We start from the raw sequence: 16056 nt of genomic DNA, 5'->3' as shown, positions 1-16056 counted from the left end.
ATGCCTGAACGGTTACTTCGTCGCCCATGCGGCGAAGCGCTGCTCGAGCTCGTCGCTGTGATCGGTCCAGAAGCCGATATCTTCCAGCACCGCGTTCTTGCCGTTGGCCGGCGAGTTCGGCAGGTTCGCGAGCGTCTTCGCGTCGAGCGACTTGATCGCGGCGATGTTCGCGGGGCCGTACGCGATGTGCTGCGCATACGCCTGCTGCGGCTTCGGCGTCAGCGAATACGCGATGTACTGCTCGGCCAGCGCCTTGTTCGGCGAGCCCTTCGGAATCGCCCAGTAGTCGAGGTCGTAGATGCTGCCGTTCCACACGACCTTCAGGTTCTTGCCTTCCTTCTGCGCGGCATCGATGCGTCCGTTGTACGCGGTCGACATCACGACGTCGCCGGCGACGAGGAACTGCGGCGGCTGCGCGCCCGCTTCCCACCACTGAATGTACGGCTTCAGCTCGTCGAGCTTCTTGAACGCGCGGTCCTGGCCGGCCTTCGTGCCGAGCACCTTGTACACGTCCTTCGTCGCGACGCCGTCGGCCATCAGCGCGAATTCGAGGTTGTAGCGCGCGCCCTTGCGCATCCCGCGCTTGCCGGGGAATTTTTTCACGTTCCAGAAATCGGCCCAGCCGGTCGGTGCCGACTTCAGCTTGTCCGCGTTGTACGACAGCGCCGTCGACCACACGAAGAAGCCGACGCCGCACGCTTGCGGCGATTCCGGAATCAGGTCGGACTTCTTGGCGATCTTCGACCAGTCGAGCTTCTCGTACAGCCCTTCGTCGCAACCGCGGTTCAGGTCGCCCGATTCGACTTCGACCACGTCCCAGTTGACGTGCTTCGCCTCGACCATCGCCTTCACCTTCGCCTGCTCGCCGTTGTATTCGACGGCGGTGACCTTGTTGCCGGTTGCCTTCTCGAACGGCTGGTTGAACGCGACCTTCTGCGCGTCGCCGTTCGCGCCGCCGAAGTTGACGACCGTGAGTTCGGCGGCCGTTGCCGATGCGCCGACTACGGCGAGCGCCAGTGCCAGCGCGGTGCGGCGCGCCGTGAAGCTTGCTCGTTTCATGATGGTTCCTCTCCTCTCGTGGTGGAAGTGGGCAGTTGTTGTTGACGACGTGCTGCGGTAAATCGGGGAAACCCTGTTCATGCGAACACGCGCAGGTGCTCGGGCGCGAATGCAAGCGAGACCGGCGCGCCGGGAGAAAACGCATCGATCGCGCCGGTGCCGAGCGGCACCTTCACGAAGCATTCGTCCTGGCCCGGCAGCGCGCAGCGCATGCGCACGTGATCGCCGAAATAGATGAGGCTGCGCGCCTCGCCGGTCAGCCGGTTCGCGGCTGCGCCGCTCGCGTGCCCGTTCGCGGCGAGGCTCATGCGTTCGGGGCGGATGCACGCGACGGCCGACGCGCCCTCGGCGGCTTCGCCGATATGGCGGCCGACGAGCTTCGTGCCGTCGTCGAGCCGGAACTCGCAGAATTCGCCGTCGACGCTCGCAATGGTGCCGCGCAGCCGGTTGCTGTCGCCGATGAAGTTCGCGACGAATTCGTTGCACGGCGATTCGTACAGGCGGTCGACGGTGTCGAGCTGCTGCACGATGCCCTTGTCGAACACGGCCACACGATCGGACATCGTCAGCGCCTCGCCCTGGTCGTGCGTCACGTACACGAAGGTCACGCCGAGCTTCTCGTGCAGCGCCTTCAGTTCGTACTGCATGTGTTCGCGCAACTGCTTGTCGAGCGCGCCGAGCGGCTCGTCCATCAGCACGAGCTTCGGCTCGAACACGAGCGCGCGCGCCAGCGCGATACGCTGCTGCTGGCCGCCCGACAGCTGCGCCGGGTAGCGTTTCGCGAAGCGCTCCATCTGCACCATCTTCAGCGCATGCGCGACACGCTCCGTACGCTCGGCGGCCGGCAGCTTGCGCACGGTCAGCGGATACGCGACGTTCTGCTCGACCGTCAGGTGCGGGAACAGCGCGTAGTTCTGGAACACCATGCCGATGTTGCGCTTGTGCGGCGGCACGTTGTTCAGGAGTTCGCCGTCGAGGCGGATCTCGCCGCCGGTCGGAAACTCGAAACCGGCGAGCATCATCAGGCAGGTCGTCTTGCCCGAGCCCGACGGCCCGAGCAGCGTCAGGAATTCCCCTCGGTGGATATCGAGGTCGAGCGATTTGACGACCAGCGTTTCACCGTCATAGGTCTTCCGCACGCCGCGAAAGCTGACGATCACATCATCGGACTTCATCATGCTGTCCCCTTGCGTCGCGACAATCGTTTATGAATGCCCCCTAACCTGCCGCTTCGCGGCAGGCCCCCCGAGGGGGTCAAGAAAACTTGGGGCGGCCCGGCGTTTTCTTGCGAGATGCGATCCACTATACGGTGCGCACGGTTCTATACTAGGGAACCATTTCAATATTCCAAGTAGGACCACTTTGGATACCGTGATCCTTGCCGACTGGCTCTCCGCCCGCCTCGACCGCGGCTCGTCCGAGCCGATGTACCGGCAGTTGCTGCAACAGATGCAGCAGGCCATCCTGACCGGGGAATTGGGGCCAGGAACAAAACTGCCCAGCTCCCGGACGCTCGCGGCGGACCTGTCGATCGCGCGCAATACCGTGCTGCACGTGTACGACCAGCTGACGGCCGAAGGCTATGTGCTGACGACGACCGGCAGCGGCACCTATGTGGCCGACACGCGGCCGGACGCCGCCGCGATTCGCGCGCCGGGCGCCGCACCGCCCGAGGCCGGTACGCTGCCGCCGCCGGACGCGCAGGGCAGCCTGTCGATGCGCGGCCGGCAACTGATCGAGCATGCGGGCGTGTCGCGGCGCCAGTGGGGCGCGTTCATGCCGGGCGTACCGGACGTGTCGGAGTTTCCGAGCCGCACGTGGAGCCGCCTGCAGGCGCGGCTGTGGAAGGAGGCGAACCCCGAACTGCTGACCTATGCACCGGGCGGCGGCTACCGGCCGTTACGGCGCGCGCTCGCCGATTACCTGCGCGTCGCGCGCTCGGTCAAATGCTCGCCGGACCAGGTGATCATCACGACCGGTATTCATCAGTCGATCGATCTCGCGGTGCGGCTGCTGTCCGACATCGGCGATCGCGCGTGGGTCGAGGAACCGTGCTACTGGGGCGTGCGCAGCGTATTGCAGGCGGCCGGCCTCACGCTCGCGCCGGTGCCGGTCGACCAGGAAGGGCTCGCGCCGCGTGCCGGCGACATGCAGCATCCGCCGCGGCTCGTGCTCGTCACGCCGTCGCATCAGTACCCGCTCGGGATGGTGATGAGCCTCGCGCGGCGCCGGATGCTGCTCGAATACGCGCGACAGCACCGCTGCTGGATCATCGAGGACGACTACGACAGCGAATTCCGCTACGGCAGCCGCCCGCTCGCGTCGCTGCAGGGGCTCGACGACGGCGGCCGCGTGATCTACGTCGGCAGCCTCGGCAAGATGCTGTTCCCGGGCCTGCGGATGGGCTACATGGTCGTGCCCGAGCATCTGGTCGACACCTTCCGCACCGGGCTGTCGGAACTGTACCGCGAGGGCCAGCTGATGCAGCAGGCCGTGCTCGCCGAATTCATCATGGACGGTCACCTGACTTCGCACGTCAGGCGCATGCGCACGCTGTACGGCGAGCGCCGACAACTGATGATCGACGCGATCCGCGCGCGCTTCGGCGACGCGCTGCCCGTGATGGGCGACGAGGCCGGCCTGCACCTGGTGCTCGGCCTGCCCGACGCGTGCGACGATCGCGCGGTCACGCAGAGCGCGTTCGACGCGGGCGTGATCGTGCGCCCGCTCACCAGCTACTACAGCAACCTCGACACCGCTCGGCGCGGCCTGCTGCTCGGCTATGCGTGCGTCCCGCACGACAGCATCGGGCCCGCGTTCGACACGCTCGCGGATACCATCGAGCAGCATCTGCCGCGGCACATCACGCGCGCGGCATAGGGGCGGTCACATGCGACGGCGCCAGCGTTACTGCGCGCCGCCCGCGCCGCGATCGAGCGACGCCGCGCGCACGGCTTCGCCGGACTTCGTGAACACGCGCTGCCGCAGTGCGGCGATCTGCGCGTCGCGATCCGGCGGCGACAGGCCGGCCGACTCGATCTGCGCACGCTGCGCCGCATAGTCCGCGTAGCGGCTCTGCCACGATGCGTCGTCCTGCTGCATCTGCGCGACCCGCGCGGCGGCCTCGGGCCCGAGCGTCTGCGTCAGTTGCGCGCGCATCGCATCGGGCGTCGCCCCGCTCTTCTGCAACTGCGCGATCTCGTCGATCGCGGCCCGCTGCCGGTCGACCCGCTGCTGCGCCATGCGTTCGTCGGCCGGCATCTGCTGCTCGAGCGCCGCGAGCCGTTCGGCCTTCTGTGCATCGGTCAGCGTGCGATCCTGCGCGATCTTCAGCCGTGCGAGATCGTAGCGCTGCCGCCACTGCTCCGCGCCGAAGAACGGCTGGCTCCAGTCGCCGAGCGTGCGATACGCGATCGACGCGCGCTGGTCGAGCGCGAGCTGCAGCGCGCCCAGGTCGGACTTGTCGACCGCGCCGGCATCGCGCAGTTTCGCGAGCGCGTCGAGATACGCGCGATACCGGCGCCACACGTCGAGCGCGTCGGCTTGCGCAGCCGTGCCATCGAGCTGCGCGGCAATCTCGCGCGCGACGAGCGCATCGAGCGCGGCCGCGCTGAGGTCGCTCTGCGCGGTCAGACAGTAGTCGAAGAAATCGCGCACCGCGCGCACCTTCGCGAGATGGTCGCCCGCATCGAGCGGCAGCCGCGGCGCACTGGAACCGGCCAGCGACGACGGCAGGCCCGCGCGCGCCGGCACGGCGGCCTGCGGCGGTGCCGCAGCCACGCCGCCCGCCGCCGCCGCATCGGGCGACTCGCCGGCGCTACCCGTACCGCGATGCCATCCCGCCCCGCTCCACATCGCGACGCCGGCGATCGCCGCCAGCCCCACGACACCGTAGACCGCGGCGCGCCGCGCCAGCGGCGCGCGCCCTTCGCGTGCCGTCATCGATTACACGCCCGCCAGCTTCAGCCGGTTCGCATGCGTGCGGATCACCGCGACCGGATCTTCCGCATACGCGCCCCGCACGCCGAGCAACTGGTTGATCTCGTCGATATGGTTCCACTTGTAGCTCGTGCTCAGCACCTGGCCGTACAGCGCGCTGCATTTCGACACGAGCCCGTCGTTCTGGCCCGAGCCGCGGTTGATCATCACCGTGCCCGTGCCGAACAGCGCGAGCGTCGACAGGTCGAGCGCGTTCGCCGGGTCGACGAGCGGAATGGTGCTCGTGTCCGTCGCGCCCGTGACACCGAACACGGAGAGCGTTGGCTGGATCGCCGTGCCGGCCCACGAATACAGCAGATGCGTGTTGCCGCCGACGGTTTCCGTCGGCGCGCCGGTCTGGCAACTGCCCGGTGCGCCAAGGCCCGCGCTCGGATAGTTCTGGTTGTACGTGGCGGCCTGTGCGGTCGTCAGCGTCTTCAGCGACGCGAGCGCGTCCTGGTTCGTGTTGTGGCTGCTGCTCGTCAGGATTCCGAACACATTGACGAACGCGGCGATCACCGATGACGAAAGCCCGGTCGGATCGTATGCGAGCACGCTCTGCACGAAGTCGGCGAACTCGGAGCCGCGATGCGGCGTGCCGATCGTCGTCACCGACGCGACGAGATCGGGCGCGACGGCCGCGACATAACGCGACGTGAGCCCGCCCTGGCTGTGACCGACGAGATTGACCTTGGTCGCGCCCGTCGCGGCGAGCACCGTCTTCACGTAAGCGAGCAACTGTTCGCCACGCCCGTTCGGCCCGTCGTCGCTCTGGAAGCCCGACAGGTTCGCGACGTAGACGGTCGCGCCATGCTGCTGCAGGTCTTCCTGGATGCCGTACCAGTACTCGAGCACGCCCGCGTACTTGTCGGTGCCCGTGAGCCCGTGCACGAGGATGATCGGATAACGCGTCGTCGCGTAGTCGTCGGCGGGCGCGGGCGCCGCCATCGCCGCGTGCGTCGTCGCGAGCGTCATCAACGCAGTCGTCCCCGCGAACGGCGCGACGCTCATCGCGCATGCCACTGCCCCTGCCACCACCCTGGAACGCATCGTTCTGGCCATGCATGTTCTCCTGATTATTGTGCTGCCGGTACGAATGAGATCGGATCGACGCACGCGGCGCCCTCGCGTGCGCCGCGATCGTCGAATGCCGGAGTGAAGCACGACTGGCCAACGTTTGCGCCCCGACTAGACACGGTTCTCTAATCGGTTGACGCGCCCCACCTGTTCGGGCGGGGCCGTGTTCATGCGCGCGCATGCTGCAACGCACACGCGCAATGCGCTACAGCTTTGCGCTTACGCGTACCCATGCGGTACGGCCCGGCTCCATCACCGGCGCGTTCGCCGGATAGCCGAAGCCGGCATTGCCGGCGAGGTTCAGATGCTCGGTGTAGGCCTTGTTCAGCACGTTGTCGACGCCGACCGAGACCTGCACGGTCTTGCTGACGTTGTATTGCGTATGCAGCGACAGCACGCCGAATCCGGCGCTCGGGCCGAAGTCCTTGCCGACCACGTTGCCCTCGTTCAGCGCATAACGATGCTGCGGCGCAACGATCCGCCACAGGCCGCCGGCCGACCACGCGCCACGCGTGTATTCGAGCCCGATGCGCGCCTCAAGCGGCGGCATCTGCGGCAGCGGATCGCCGCTCGCCACGTTGCGCCCCCACGCATACGCGAGCGACGTCTCGACGCGCAGCGGCGCAACCGGCCGCCACGACACGCCTGCCTCGCCGCCCAAGATCTGCGCGTTGACGTTGGTCGCCCGCGTGGTCGGGCCCATCATGCCGGCCGCGTAGTTGAACAGGATGAAGTCCTGCACGTAGCCTGCGTAGGCCGACACCCACGCATCGAACCGGTCGCTCTTGTATTGCGCGCCGATGTCGAGCTGCGTGGTCTTCTCCGGCTGCACCGCCGAGAATGCGTTGACCGAACCGGCCGGCCCGCGCTTCGCGGAGAACAGCTCCCAGTAGTCGGGATAGCGCTCCGCATGACCGATCCCCGCGTACCACGTGACGGGCAGCGATGCGAGATCGCGCTCGTAGCGCACGAAGCCGCTCGGCAGCACGCGCGCGCGATCGTCGTCGAAGGTCGGGTTGGGTTTGCTCGCCATCATCCCGCTCGTCGTCGCGCGCTTGTCGCGTGCGCTCGCGTAGTCGACGCGCGCGCCGCCGATCACGCGCGACACGTCGCTCGCGTACCACGTCAGCTCGCCGAACGCACCCGCGTTCCACATCGTCGCCTGCGCATCCCACGGCTGATCGCCGTAGTTCTGCCGCCCCATCGCCGAGCGCGAATCGAGCCGGTTCGATTGCGCGTCGACGCCCGTCACGAGCTTGAAGTCGTCGCCGAAACGGAACGTCGCGGCAGCGCGCGCGCCGACCGTGCGGCGCCGCACCTCCGACGCCATCCGCATCGGCATGCTGCTGGTCGGATCGGGCTGCCGCAACGTGTAGTTGTCCATCACGTGGTCGGCTTCGTTGTAGTACACGCGTGCCTCGATCCGGTCGAGCACGTCGCCGAGATGCCGCTTGTCGAACGACAGGCCGAACGTCTCGCGGCGGAAATGCGCGCCGTCCATCCCGCGGCCCGCATACTTCGCGTAGCCGTCGCCCGTGCCGGCCGTCAGTTCGACCCGCGTATGGTCGTCGGGCGTCCAGCCGAGCGCCGCATCGGCGTTCCACTTGTCCCACTGCGACGGCACCGTGTTGCCGTTGCCGTCCTTGTAGTCCTGCGAATGCGCGTGGTTCGCGGTCACGCGGCCATAGACGTCCGGCGTGCCGGCCGTCAGGTCGATGTTCTGGTCGTTGCGGCCGAACGACCCGCCGACGAGGCTGCCCTCGAAACGCATGCCCGGCTTGTCGAAACGCGGCGTCACACGCTCGAACAGCACGGTGCCGGCCGACGCGCCGGGACCGTACAGCACGGTCTGCGGCCCCTTCACGACGGTGACCTTGTCATAGCTTTCCGGCGCGATGTACGACGTCGGCGCATCCATCCGGTTCGGGCAGGCGCCGAGCGTCGGCATCCCGTTCGCCAGGATATTCAGCCGCGAACCGAACATCCCGCGCAGCACGGGGTCGCCGTTCGTACCGCCGCTGCGGATCGACGTGAAGCCGGGGATCGTCTTCAGGTAATCCGCGCCGTCGCTGGCGGGCAGCGGCTGGCGCGGCGCCTTCGGATCCGTGACGATGACGAGCGGCGTCGTCAGCGGCGACGCGACGACCTCGACGGGCGGCAGCAGCGCGGCCGAATCGTCCGCAGGCGCGCCGGCCGCGCGCGCCGTTTCGGCCGCGGCGGCGGTCGCGGCCAGCGCGCCGACGGCGAGCACGGGAACGGAGAGTTTCAACATGCGCGGCACGCGCCGCGCACAGGCATTGCGTGACGCCCGCAGCGCACGCAACTGGAAAATGGTCATGATCGAAAGCCCGAGTGACGCCCTCCACGCGACCTCGACGGGCCGCACGGATATCGGCGGTGGAAAGAACGGAAGACAGCGCGTCAGGCGCGCTCGGGCGGTGCGCGTGGATACGCGCGCGGATAGCGATCGGTGCGCGCCGCGACGGCTGGCGGCGCGGCGGCGGAAATGGAAACGACGGAAACGGAAGCGAACGACGCGGCGGCAGGCGCGCCGATCGCAGGGCTGTGCGCGAAGAATCCGCAATAGCCGCACGCATCGAGATGCAGCGCATGATCGTGCATGCGACCCGCATCGGGCGACCGATGCGCGCCATGCTCTGCACTGCAGACGATTGCGTCGGGCGCGGCCGCCTGCGCGATGCGCCACTGCGACACCAGCGGCGCCGCGATCGCGAACCAGATCGCGAGCACGCCAAGCCAGGCGGTCAGGTGACGATGTCGGTGCAGCATGCGCGGCGGCGAGTAAGCGGAATGTAAAAACAGCCGAGATGTTACAGAATGTTCGCCTCGATGGCCAGCCGCGGACGACGGTAAACGAAGCGGGGGCGCATGGTTGTCAACACAACCATGCGCCCCCGCCTGCCGCGCGCGTCCGGAGCGCGGCGCTCAGGGCACCATGCGCCGCAGCACGTTATCGCGCCGGATGAAATGGTGGTACAACGTGGCCAGCGCATGCAGGCCGATCACGAAGTAGAACGCGTTGCCGATCAATTCGTGCGCTTCCTTGATCGTCGGCCGCAACGCCTTGTCGGGGCCGAACAGCGTGAACGACACGCCGAGCCAGTCGAGCGACACCGGCTTGCCGCCCAGGTTGATCATCATGATGCCGAGCAGCGGCTGCGCGACGATGAACACATAGAGCGCAAAATGCGCGAGCTTCGAGAGCCAGCGCAGCAGCGCGGCCTGCGGAATGGCTTCCGGCACGCGGCTGACGACCCGCCACAGCACACGCAGCACCGACAGCACGAGCACGAACGTGCCTGCGGTGAGGTGCACGTTCATCCAGAACACCCGGCTGTCGCTGCCTTTCGGCCCGCGGATCTCGATGGCCAGGTACGCCAGCGCCACCAGCAGGAAGATGGCCCAGTGGAAGAAGATCGCGGGCGAGCTGTAGCGCGTCTGTTTCGCGAGGATGTTTTTCATGCGTCGTCTCGTGTTGTATGCGGGGAGGGGCGCATGCCGCAATGGGCTCCGCGCCCGGCAGAGCTGCCACGATTGTAGCCGCACGGGCGTCCGATTTCCTGCGGCGCGGTCAAATATCCGACGAATCGTCAACACGCACCGCGCGCGGCTGCCATATGGAAAATCCGCATCGCGCACGGAAACGGCTGTGGCACGATGAAGCTTTGGTGTCGACGTTGCGCGCGCATCATGAGCAAGGCGTTCTTCGTTGCGGCCTACCGGCTGATTGCCGCGTTGCTCGCGGTGTCCACGACGTTGCACAGCATCGCCGGCTACTGGGGCATGCCCGCGGTCCATCTCGGCAACTTCCTCAGCTACTTCACGCAACTGAGCAGCCTCTATGCGTCGGCGATACTGACCGCCGGGCTCTGGCGGATCGCGCGCCCCGGCTCGGCCCGCTACGAATCGATGCGCGGCGCGGCGGTTTTGTACGTGCTGATCACCGCGATCGTCTACGAACTGCTGCTCGCGCGGCTCGATGCGCTGCGTCATGTCACGCCGGCGTTCAACAACTGGGTGCTGCACCGGATCGTGCCGCTCGTCATGCTGTGCGACTGGCTGTACGTGGAGCCACGCTCGCCGATCGCGCGGCGCAGCGCGTTCGCGTGGCTCGGTTTTCCGGTCGTCTATCTCGGCTATACGCTCGTGCGCGGCGCGCTGGAAAACTGGTATCCCTACCCGTTCGTCGATCCGCGGCCGCACGGCTACCTGCCGGTCGCGATCCAGTGCTCGCTGATCGCGCTCGGCGCAGCGGCGCTCGCATTGGGCATCCGCTGGCTCGGCAATCACGCGAGACAGTCCGACACCGCGACGCTGAAGGAAGGATGAAGGCGAAAGAAGGCGGGAGCGTGTGCGCCGCCCGGCGCACACGCGGCGATGCGGCTCGTCAGCCGCCGTTGCGCGGCAGGAAGTTCATCGGATCGACGACCTTGCCGTTCTGGCGGACTTCGAACTCGAATGTCGAACGGCCGCTCGCGTCGGTGCCCATCTCGGCGACCGGCTGGCCCTGGCGCACCGCGTCGCCTTCGTTGACGAGCAGCTTGCCGTTGTGACCGTAGGCCGTGATGAGCCCGTTGTCGTGCTTCAGGATCACGAGCGGGCCGTACGCCTTGACGCCGGACCCAGCATAGACCACCCGCCCGTTCGCCGCGGCCCGCACCGAACGGTCGGGCCCGGACGCGGCGATCACGACGCCGCGCGTCTTGCCGGTCGCAAACGGCGCCGTGACGACACCCGTGGCCGGCCATGCGAGCGAGCCCGGCTGCGCGGCCGCCGCGGGCGGCTGCCCGAATGACGTCGCGGCAGGCGGCGCGACGCGCAGCACCTGGCCGGGCGACACCGCGTCAGTAGGCGCCATGTGGTTCCAGCTCGCCACGTCCTGCACGCGCTGCCCGTAGGCGTTCGCGATGCCCGCGAGCGTGTCGCCCGGGTTCACGCGGTAATAGCCTGCGATCACGCCGGGCGTCGCGGCCGACGTCGGCGCCGACGAACGCGCCGGCTGCCAGTTGTCGGTCCACGGCGTCAGCGTACAGCCCGACAGCGCGACGGCCGCGGCGACGAGCGCTGCCTGCGGCAGCCAGTGCGCCAGCGAATCGTGGATGGGAATAGTTTTTCTCAAGGGTCCTCCCGGATTTGCGTCGTTGCGCCGCCCACCGCCCTCCGGCGCGCGACGCACGATGTCCGGCCGGACGGCCGGACCAACCAGTATCCGACCGCTCTCGCGGCCGTCAGTTTCCACAGCGGAACGTCGGCGCGAACGGGCTCACCGGCCCCTTTTTCGCGTCGCTCCGACCGGCAAAGATACCATTTGTCGCGGTCAGGACCGCGACAGGCGCAGGTTCCGGCAACAATCTTGCGGCCTCGCCGATGCGGGCCGGCGGCCCGCGAACCGCACCGCGCGGGCCGTCCGGCGGCCCAGCCGCCGGCCTTCCGCCCGCGTCGCAGCCGTCTGCCGTCTCGGCTCCGTCACATTCTCCCCTTCGATCGCCGCCTATACTCGGTGATGCGCAGCGTAATCCAACGACAACGAGGAGCATGACAATGAACAATGCGACGTTTCTTTCCGTGCAGCTCAATGCGGACGATTTCGCCGGTTCCAGCGGCCTGGTCGAATTGCTCAACCGGCACCTGCTGTTCGCGACCGACGTCGCCGAAGCGGCCGATGCGCTCGTCCAGCTGGCGAGCGTCGCGCACCTGACGGGCGCCACGCGCCACAGCGTCGAGCTGCCGGTCCTCGCGATCGAGCGGCTGCGCGATGCGCTCGACACGCTGAGCGGCTACGACGAAACGTGGCTGCAGGTGCTGGAGCCGGCCGAAGCGCTGTTTCGGGAGATCGGGCGCGGCACACGCCCGCTGCATTGACCGCCGGCGCGGCACGCGCCACCAATGAAAACAGCCCGTCGTTCCGCTTTGCGGAACGACGGGCTGTTTGTACTACATGGGGTCAGGTCCGGCCGCCGGGGCGGCCGAGCCATTAACGACCCTTGTAGACCGGTGCGCCGTCAGCGATACGCTTGACTTGCCAGCCGGTCTTTGCTGCGGCCGGAGCGCCGGATTCCTGCGCGGCGGCCGGTTGCGCGCCATAGCCGGTCGTGTCGGCGGCGGCGACGTTCTGTTGCGGGTTCACACGAGCTTCAGCTGCCTGGATGCCTGCCGGGTAGTCCGTGCGGTCGCTGCCCAGCTTATAGCCGGCCTGTTGCAGTTGGACCAGTTCGGCCTTCACCTGCGCACGGGTAACGGGCGCGTTCTGTTGGGCGAACGAGACGGCGGGAACGGCGAGGACAGCAGCTGCAGCGAACGTTGCGATCAGCGATTTCATGATTACCTCCGGGATTTTTTTGCTCCGCCGCACACACCATGTCTGCAGCGATGGAACAGAGTTTAGTCCCGACGTCCCCTAGGGAAAACCATGAAAGAGCGAAAACACTGTTTCCCCGGAGCCAACAATGTCGGCATCCGGATAGAAAAACCCTATTCAAAGAATAGATTTTCGCAACAATGCGTCCGCGGGCCGGTTACGACCAGTTCGCGTGGAAGCTGCCCGGCTTGTCGGTACGCTCGAACGTGTGCGCGCCGAAGAAGTCGCGCTGCGCCTGCACGAGGTTCGCCGGCAGCCGCTCGGAACGGTAGCTGTCGAAGTACGCGACCGCCGACGCGAACGCCGGCACCGGCACGCCGGCCTTCACCGCGGCGACCACGACGTCGCGCAGCGATGCCTGGTAGTTCGCGGCGATGTCCTGGAAGTACGGATCGAGCAGCAGGTTCGCGAGCGCCGGATCCTTCGCGTAAGCATCCGTGATCTTCTGCAGGAAGCGCGCGCGGATGATGCAGCCCGCGCGGAAGATCTTCGCGATCGTCCCGAGGTCAAGGTTCCAGCCGTACTCTTCGGACGCCGTGCGCAGCTGCGCGAAGCCCTGCGCGTACGAGATCACCTTGCTCAGGTACAGCGCACGGCGCACAGCTTCGACGAACGCGGCGCGATCGCCGTCGAACGGCGCGGCAGCCGGGCCCGACAGGATCTTGCTGGCCGCGACGCGCTCGGTCTTCAGCGACGACAGCACGCGCGCGAACACCGATTCCGTGATGAGCGGCAGCGGCACGCCGAGATCCAGCGCGTTCTGGCTCGTCCACTTGCCCGTGCCCTTCTGCGCGGCGCGATCGAGGATCACGTCGACGAGGTGCTTGCCGGTCTCTTCGTCCTTCTTGCCGAAGATCTTCGACGTGATCTCGATCAGGTAGCTGTCGAGCTCGCCCTGGTTCCATTCGGTGTACACCGCGCCGAGCTCGTCGTTGGTCAGGCCCGCGACGTTCTTCAGCACCGAGTAGCTTTCGGCGATCAATTGCATGTCGCCGTATTCGATGCCGTTGTGGACCATCTTCACGTAGTGGCCTGCACCATCCGGGCCCATGTACGCGACGCACGGCTCGCCGTCCGACGGCGCCTTCGCGGCGATCTGCTTGAGGATCGGCTCGACGAGGTCGTACGCGTCGCGCTGGCCGCCGGGCATGATCGACGGGCCGCGCAGCGCGCCCTCTTCGCCGCCCGACACGCCGGTGCCGATGAAATGCAGGCCCGATTGCGCGAGTTCCTGGTTGCGGCGAATCGTGTCGGTGAAGTGCGTATTGCCGCCGTCGATCAGCACGTCACCCTTCTCGAGCAGCGGCTTGAGCGACGCGATCGTCGCATCGGTCGCCTCACCCGCCTTCACCATCATCAGGATCCGGCGCGGCGTTTCGAGCGACGCGACGAACTCCTCGAGCGTATGGGTCGGCACCAGGTTGCGGCCGGGGAATTCGGCGATCAGTTCGTCGGTTTTCTCGCGGCTGCGGTTGTACACCGACACCGCGTAACCGCGGCTCTCGATATTGAGTGCGAGATTGCGGCCCATCACCGCGAGCCCGATCACACCGATTGCTTGTTTGCCCATTAGTCAATTCTCCGGAAAAAACAGGGCGCGACCCGACCCGGGCCGCGCGCACAGGCGAAAGGATAGTGGAAACCCGGCGGCGATGCGCGCTTGCGTGTCATTGTTCCGCGTGCGGAAGCCGCCGGAACACGACGCTCAGGTTGTTCGCCGGCATCTCGACGACCTCGATGCAGTCGAGCCCGCGATCGAGGCCGAGCGCGACGACGGCTTCGAGATCGCGCACGCCCCAAGATGGGTCGCGGCTGCGCAACTGCAGGTCGAACGCTTCGTTCGACGGCGCCGTATGCCGGCCCTCGCGACGATACGGGCCGTACAGGAACAGCACGCCGCCCGGCCGCAGCAGGCGCGACGCGCCCGCGAACAGCGCGTCGGTACAGGCCCACGGCGAGATGTGAATCATGTTGATGCAGACGATTGCGTCGAGCGCGTCGACCGGCCACGACACATCGCGCACGTCGAACGCCAGCGGCCCGGCAACGTTCGCGAGGCCCGCATGCGCGATCCACGCGGCGATCGAGCGCCGCGCCTGCGCGTCGGGATCGCTCGGCTGCCAGCGCAGGCCCGGCAGTGCCTGTGCGAAATGGACGACGTGCTGCCCCGTGCCGCTCGCGATTTCGAGCACGCTGCCGGTCGCCGGCAGCACGCGGCGCAACACGTCGAGGATCGGCCCGCGATTGCGTTCGGCCGCCGGCGCCGACAGCCGCGCGGACGGATCGGGCGTAGATGTCGGGCCGCTCACGATGCGTGCTCCGGTGCGTTGCGCGCGAAGCCCAGCCGCGCGGTGAGTGCGTCGAGCGCCGGTGCGCACTGCGCCTCGACCTTCAGCGTCAGCATCGGATCGGCGCGCGTATGGCCGAGATTGAGCGCGGCGACCGGCTTGTGCTGTGCCTGCGCCCATACGCAGAAGCGGTACCCGGAATACACCATCAGCGACGACCCGACGACGAGCAAGGCATCGGCCGCATCGAGCGCCTGCGCGGCCAGCGTCACGCGCTCGCGCGGCACGTTCTCGCCGAAGAACACGACCGCCGGCTTCAGCAGGCCGCCGCACGCGGGACACGCCGGGATGCGGAACGTGTCGAGCGCGGCCCATTCGAGGTGCGCGTCGCCGTCGGCGGCCGGCTCGGCCTGCGCGCCCAGCAGGTCGGGATTGTCGGCTTCGAGCACGTTCTGGATCGTCGCGCGCGCATGATGCGCGCCGCATTCGAGGCACGTCACGCCGTTGATCCCGCCGTGCAGCTCGATCACGTCGTCGCTGCCCGCACGCTGATGCAGGCCGTCGACATTCTGCGTGACGAGGCGCTCGATCCGGCCTGCGCGGCCGAGCCGCGCCAGCGCGTCGTGCGACCGGTTCGGCTGCGCGCGGCCGACGACGGGCCAGCCGATCATGCTGCGCGCCCAGTAGCGTCGCCGCGCCGCGTCGGAGCCGAGGAATTCGTGGAGCTGGATCGGCGGCGAGCGCATCCATTGGCCATTGCGGTCGCGATAGCCGGGAATGCCGGAATCGGTGCTGATGCCCGCGCCGGTCAGCACGAGCAGGCGCGGATGACGCTCGACAAACGTGTGCAGCGCGTCGAGCGCGGTCGGCTCGACACAAGCGGATGAGGGGTCGTGCAAGGCTTGATCGTTCATGTTGGCAACGCTTGAGCGGGCGCGCCGGCCAGCCGTGCGACCGCACGAGCGGCCCGCGCGCCAGCACATGATACAGAACGCCGCGCGATCCGGCCGGCGGCCCGCACGACAAACCCGCGCACAAAAAAAGACGCCCATCAGCCGCTCGGCGATGGGCGCTTCAACAATTGATCCATCGGGGTAGTGGATCAACTGACAGCACAATATTGTGGCGTCCGCCGCGCCGAGAATGGCGAACGCTTCCCCTGGACTACGCGTGTTCCGCGATGCCGCACGCATCGTTGCGCCACCGGCTTTCCCGTGCAATCCGGTTCTTCGGGCCCGTCACGCCGATGCAATGCGCGGCGTGCGAACGCATCCG

At 67.7% G+C, this 16056-nt stretch carries 15 protein-coding genes; 3 read left to right on the top strand and 12 right to left on the bottom strand.

Going from position 1 to position 16056, the window contains the following annotated elements; translation table 11 throughout:
* Positions 1-12 precede the first annotated feature (12 nt).
* Both BT264_RS18320 and BT264_RS18315 read right to left on the bottom strand, forming a co-directional pair.
* Positions 13-1059 (bottom strand): ABC transporter substrate-binding protein, encoded by a 1047-nt coding sequence (locus tag BT264_RS18320; protein ID WP_072439477.1) that lies wholly within the window; start codon positions 1057-1059, stop codon positions 13-15.
* A 77-nt stretch (positions 1060-1136) separates the two neighbouring features.
* Positions 1137-2234: an ABC transporter ATP-binding protein gene (locus BT264_RS18315; RefSeq protein ID WP_072439517.1), complete on the bottom strand. Its 1098-nt coding sequence runs from the start codon at positions 2232-2234 to the stop codon at positions 1137-1139.
* A gap of 187 nt (positions 2235-2421) precedes the next feature.
* Here BT264_RS18315 and BT264_RS18310 point away from each other — a divergent pair, with 187 nt between their 5' ends.
* A complete protein-coding gene (locus tag BT264_RS18310; RefSeq protein WP_072439475.1) occupies positions 2422-3939 on the top strand; it encodes a MocR-like pyridoxine biosynthesis transcription factor PdxR in 1518 nt (505 codons plus the stop codon).
* A gap of 27 nt (positions 3940-3966) precedes the next feature.
* On the opposite strand, the gene BT264_RS18305 is transcribed toward BT264_RS18310, so the two are convergent.
* The 5 genes from BT264_RS18305 to BT264_RS18280 all read right to left on the bottom strand — a co-directional run bounded on the left by BT264_RS18305 (position 3967) and on the right by BT264_RS18280 (position 9597).
* Positions 3967-5001, bottom strand: coding sequence for a lipase secretion chaperone (locus tag BT264_RS18305; protein WP_072439473.1), 1035 nt, complete (start codon positions 4999-5001; stop codon positions 3967-3969).
* A 3-nt stretch (positions 5002-5004) separates the two neighbouring features.
* Positions 5005-6099 carry a triacylglycerol lipase gene (locus tag BT264_RS18300; protein ID WP_072439471.1) on the bottom strand — a complete coding sequence of 365 codons (1095 nt, stop codon included), beginning with the start codon at positions 6097-6099 and terminating at the stop codon, positions 5005-5007.
* 220 nt (positions 6100-6319) lie between these two features.
* Positions 6320-8452 carry a TonB-dependent copper receptor gene (locus BT264_RS18295; RefSeq protein ID WP_072439469.1) on the bottom strand — a complete coding sequence of 711 codons (2133 nt, stop codon included), beginning with the start codon at positions 8450-8452 and terminating at the stop codon, positions 6320-6322.
* Positions 8453-8535: 83 nt separating this feature from the next.
* Complete coding sequence (locus tag BT264_RS18285; protein WP_072439467.1) at positions 8536-8904, bottom strand: DUF2946 domain-containing protein; 369 nt, start codon at positions 8902-8904, stop codon at positions 8536-8538.
* 156 nt (positions 8905-9060) lie between these two features.
* On the bottom strand, positions 9061-9597 hold the full coding sequence (locus tag BT264_RS18280) for a cytochrome b (RefSeq protein WP_072439465.1): 537 nt from the start codon (positions 9595-9597) through the stop codon (positions 9061-9063).
* 228 nt (positions 9598-9825) lie between these two features.
* On the opposite strand from BT264_RS18280, the gene BT264_RS18275 reads away from it, so the two are divergent.
* On the top strand, positions 9826-10464 hold the full coding sequence (locus BT264_RS18275) for a Pr6Pr family membrane protein (protein WP_072439463.1): 639 nt from the start codon (positions 9826-9828) through the stop codon (positions 10462-10464).
* A 58-nt stretch (positions 10465-10522) separates the two neighbouring features.
* Here the strand turns inward: BT264_RS18275 and BT264_RS18270 are convergent, their stop codons facing one another.
* Positions 10523-11254 (bottom strand): peptidoglycan DD-metalloendopeptidase family protein, encoded by a 732-nt coding sequence (locus BT264_RS18270; RefSeq protein WP_072439462.1) that lies wholly within the window; start codon positions 11252-11254, stop codon positions 10523-10525.
* Positions 11255-11676: 422 nt separating this feature from the next.
* On the opposite strand from BT264_RS18270, the gene BT264_RS18265 reads away from it, so the two are divergent.
* Complete coding sequence (locus tag BT264_RS18265; protein WP_072439461.1) at positions 11677-11997, top strand: hypothetical protein; 321 nt, start codon at positions 11677-11679, stop codon at positions 11995-11997.
* Positions 11998-12109: 112 nt separating this feature from the next.
* Here the strand turns inward: BT264_RS18265 and BT264_RS18260 are convergent, their stop codons facing one another.
* From BT264_RS18260 to BT264_RS18245, 4 genes are all read right to left on the bottom strand, one after another.
* A complete protein-coding gene (locus tag BT264_RS18260; protein ID WP_034180037.1) occupies positions 12110-12454 on the bottom strand; it encodes a DUF4148 domain-containing protein in 345 nt (114 codons plus the stop codon).
* A gap of 196 nt (positions 12455-12650) precedes the next feature.
* Positions 12651-14063 (bottom strand): NADP-dependent phosphogluconate dehydrogenase, encoded by a 1413-nt coding sequence (gene gndA, locus BT264_RS18255; RefSeq protein WP_072439460.1) that lies wholly within the window; start codon positions 14061-14063, stop codon positions 12651-12653.
* 97 nt (positions 14064-14160) lie between these two features.
* A complete protein-coding gene (locus BT264_RS18250; protein ID WP_072439458.1) occupies positions 14161-14802 on the bottom strand; it encodes a DUF938 domain-containing protein in 642 nt (213 codons plus the stop codon).
* The gene (locus BT264_RS18245) at positions 14799-15695 is read right to left on the bottom strand and encodes an NAD-dependent protein deacetylase (RefSeq protein ID WP_072439456.1); all 897 of its coding nucleotides are present in this window, start codon (positions 15693-15695) and stop codon (positions 14799-14801) included. The genes BT264_RS18250 and BT264_RS18245 overlap by 4 nt, the downstream gene beginning before the upstream one ends.
* Between the last annotated feature and the right edge of the window lie 361 nt (positions 15696-16056).

This window comes from Burkholderia sp. NFPP32 (genome assembly GCF_900119325.1).
Lineage (GTDB): Bacteria > Pseudomonadota > Gammaproteobacteria > Burkholderiales > Burkholderiaceae > Burkholderia > Burkholderia pyrrocinia_C.
Note: the sequence above shows the minus strand (reverse complement) of the source record. Positions and strands in the feature narration are given on the sequence as shown.

Excerpts from the sequence above, each read along its gene's own strand:
- BT264_RS18320 (WP_072439477.1), bottom strand. The coding sequence starts at position 1,059 with ATGAAACGAGCAAGCTTCACGGCGCGCCGCACCGCGCTGGCACTGGCG.
- BT264_RS18245 (WP_072439456.1), bottom strand. The coding sequence starts at position 15,695 with ATGAACGATCAAGCCTTGCACGACCCCTCATCCGCTTGTGTCGAGCCG.
- BT264_RS18280 (WP_072439465.1), bottom strand. The coding sequence starts at position 9,597 with ATGAAAAACATCCTCGCGAAACAGACGCGCTACAGCTCGCCCGCGATC.
- BT264_RS18260 (WP_034180037.1), bottom strand. The coding sequence starts at position 12,454 with ATGAAATCGCTGATCGCAACGTTCGCTGCAGCTGCTGTCCTCGCCGTT.
- BT264_RS18315 (WP_072439517.1), bottom strand. The coding sequence starts at position 2,234 with ATGAAGTCCGATGATGTGATCGTCAGCTTTCGCGGCGTGCGGAAGACC.
- gndA (WP_072439460.1), bottom strand. The coding sequence starts at position 14,063 with ATGGGCAAACAAGCAATCGGTGTGATCGGGCTCGCGGTGATGGGCCGC.
- BT264_RS18300 (WP_072439471.1), bottom strand. The coding sequence starts at position 6,099 with ATGGCCAGAACGATGCGTTCCAGGGTGGTGGCAGGGGCAGTGGCATGC.
- BT264_RS18275 (WP_072439463.1), top strand. The coding sequence starts at position 9,826 with ATGAGCAAGGCGTTCTTCGTTGCGGCCTACCGGCTGATTGCCGCGTTG.
- BT264_RS18305 (WP_072439473.1), bottom strand. The coding sequence starts at position 5,001 with ATGACGGCACGCGAAGGGCGCGCGCCGCTGGCGCGGCGCGCCGCGGTC.
- BT264_RS18295 (WP_072439469.1), bottom strand. The coding sequence starts at position 8,452 with ATGACCATTTTCCAGTTGCGTGCGCTGCGGGCGTCACGCAATGCCTGT.
- BT264_RS18285 (WP_072439467.1), bottom strand. The coding sequence starts at position 8,904 with ATGCTGCACCGACATCGTCACCTGACCGCCTGGCTTGGCGTGCTCGCG.
- BT264_RS18265 (WP_072439461.1), top strand. The coding sequence starts at position 11,677 with ATGAACAATGCGACGTTTCTTTCCGTGCAGCTCAATGCGGACGATTTC.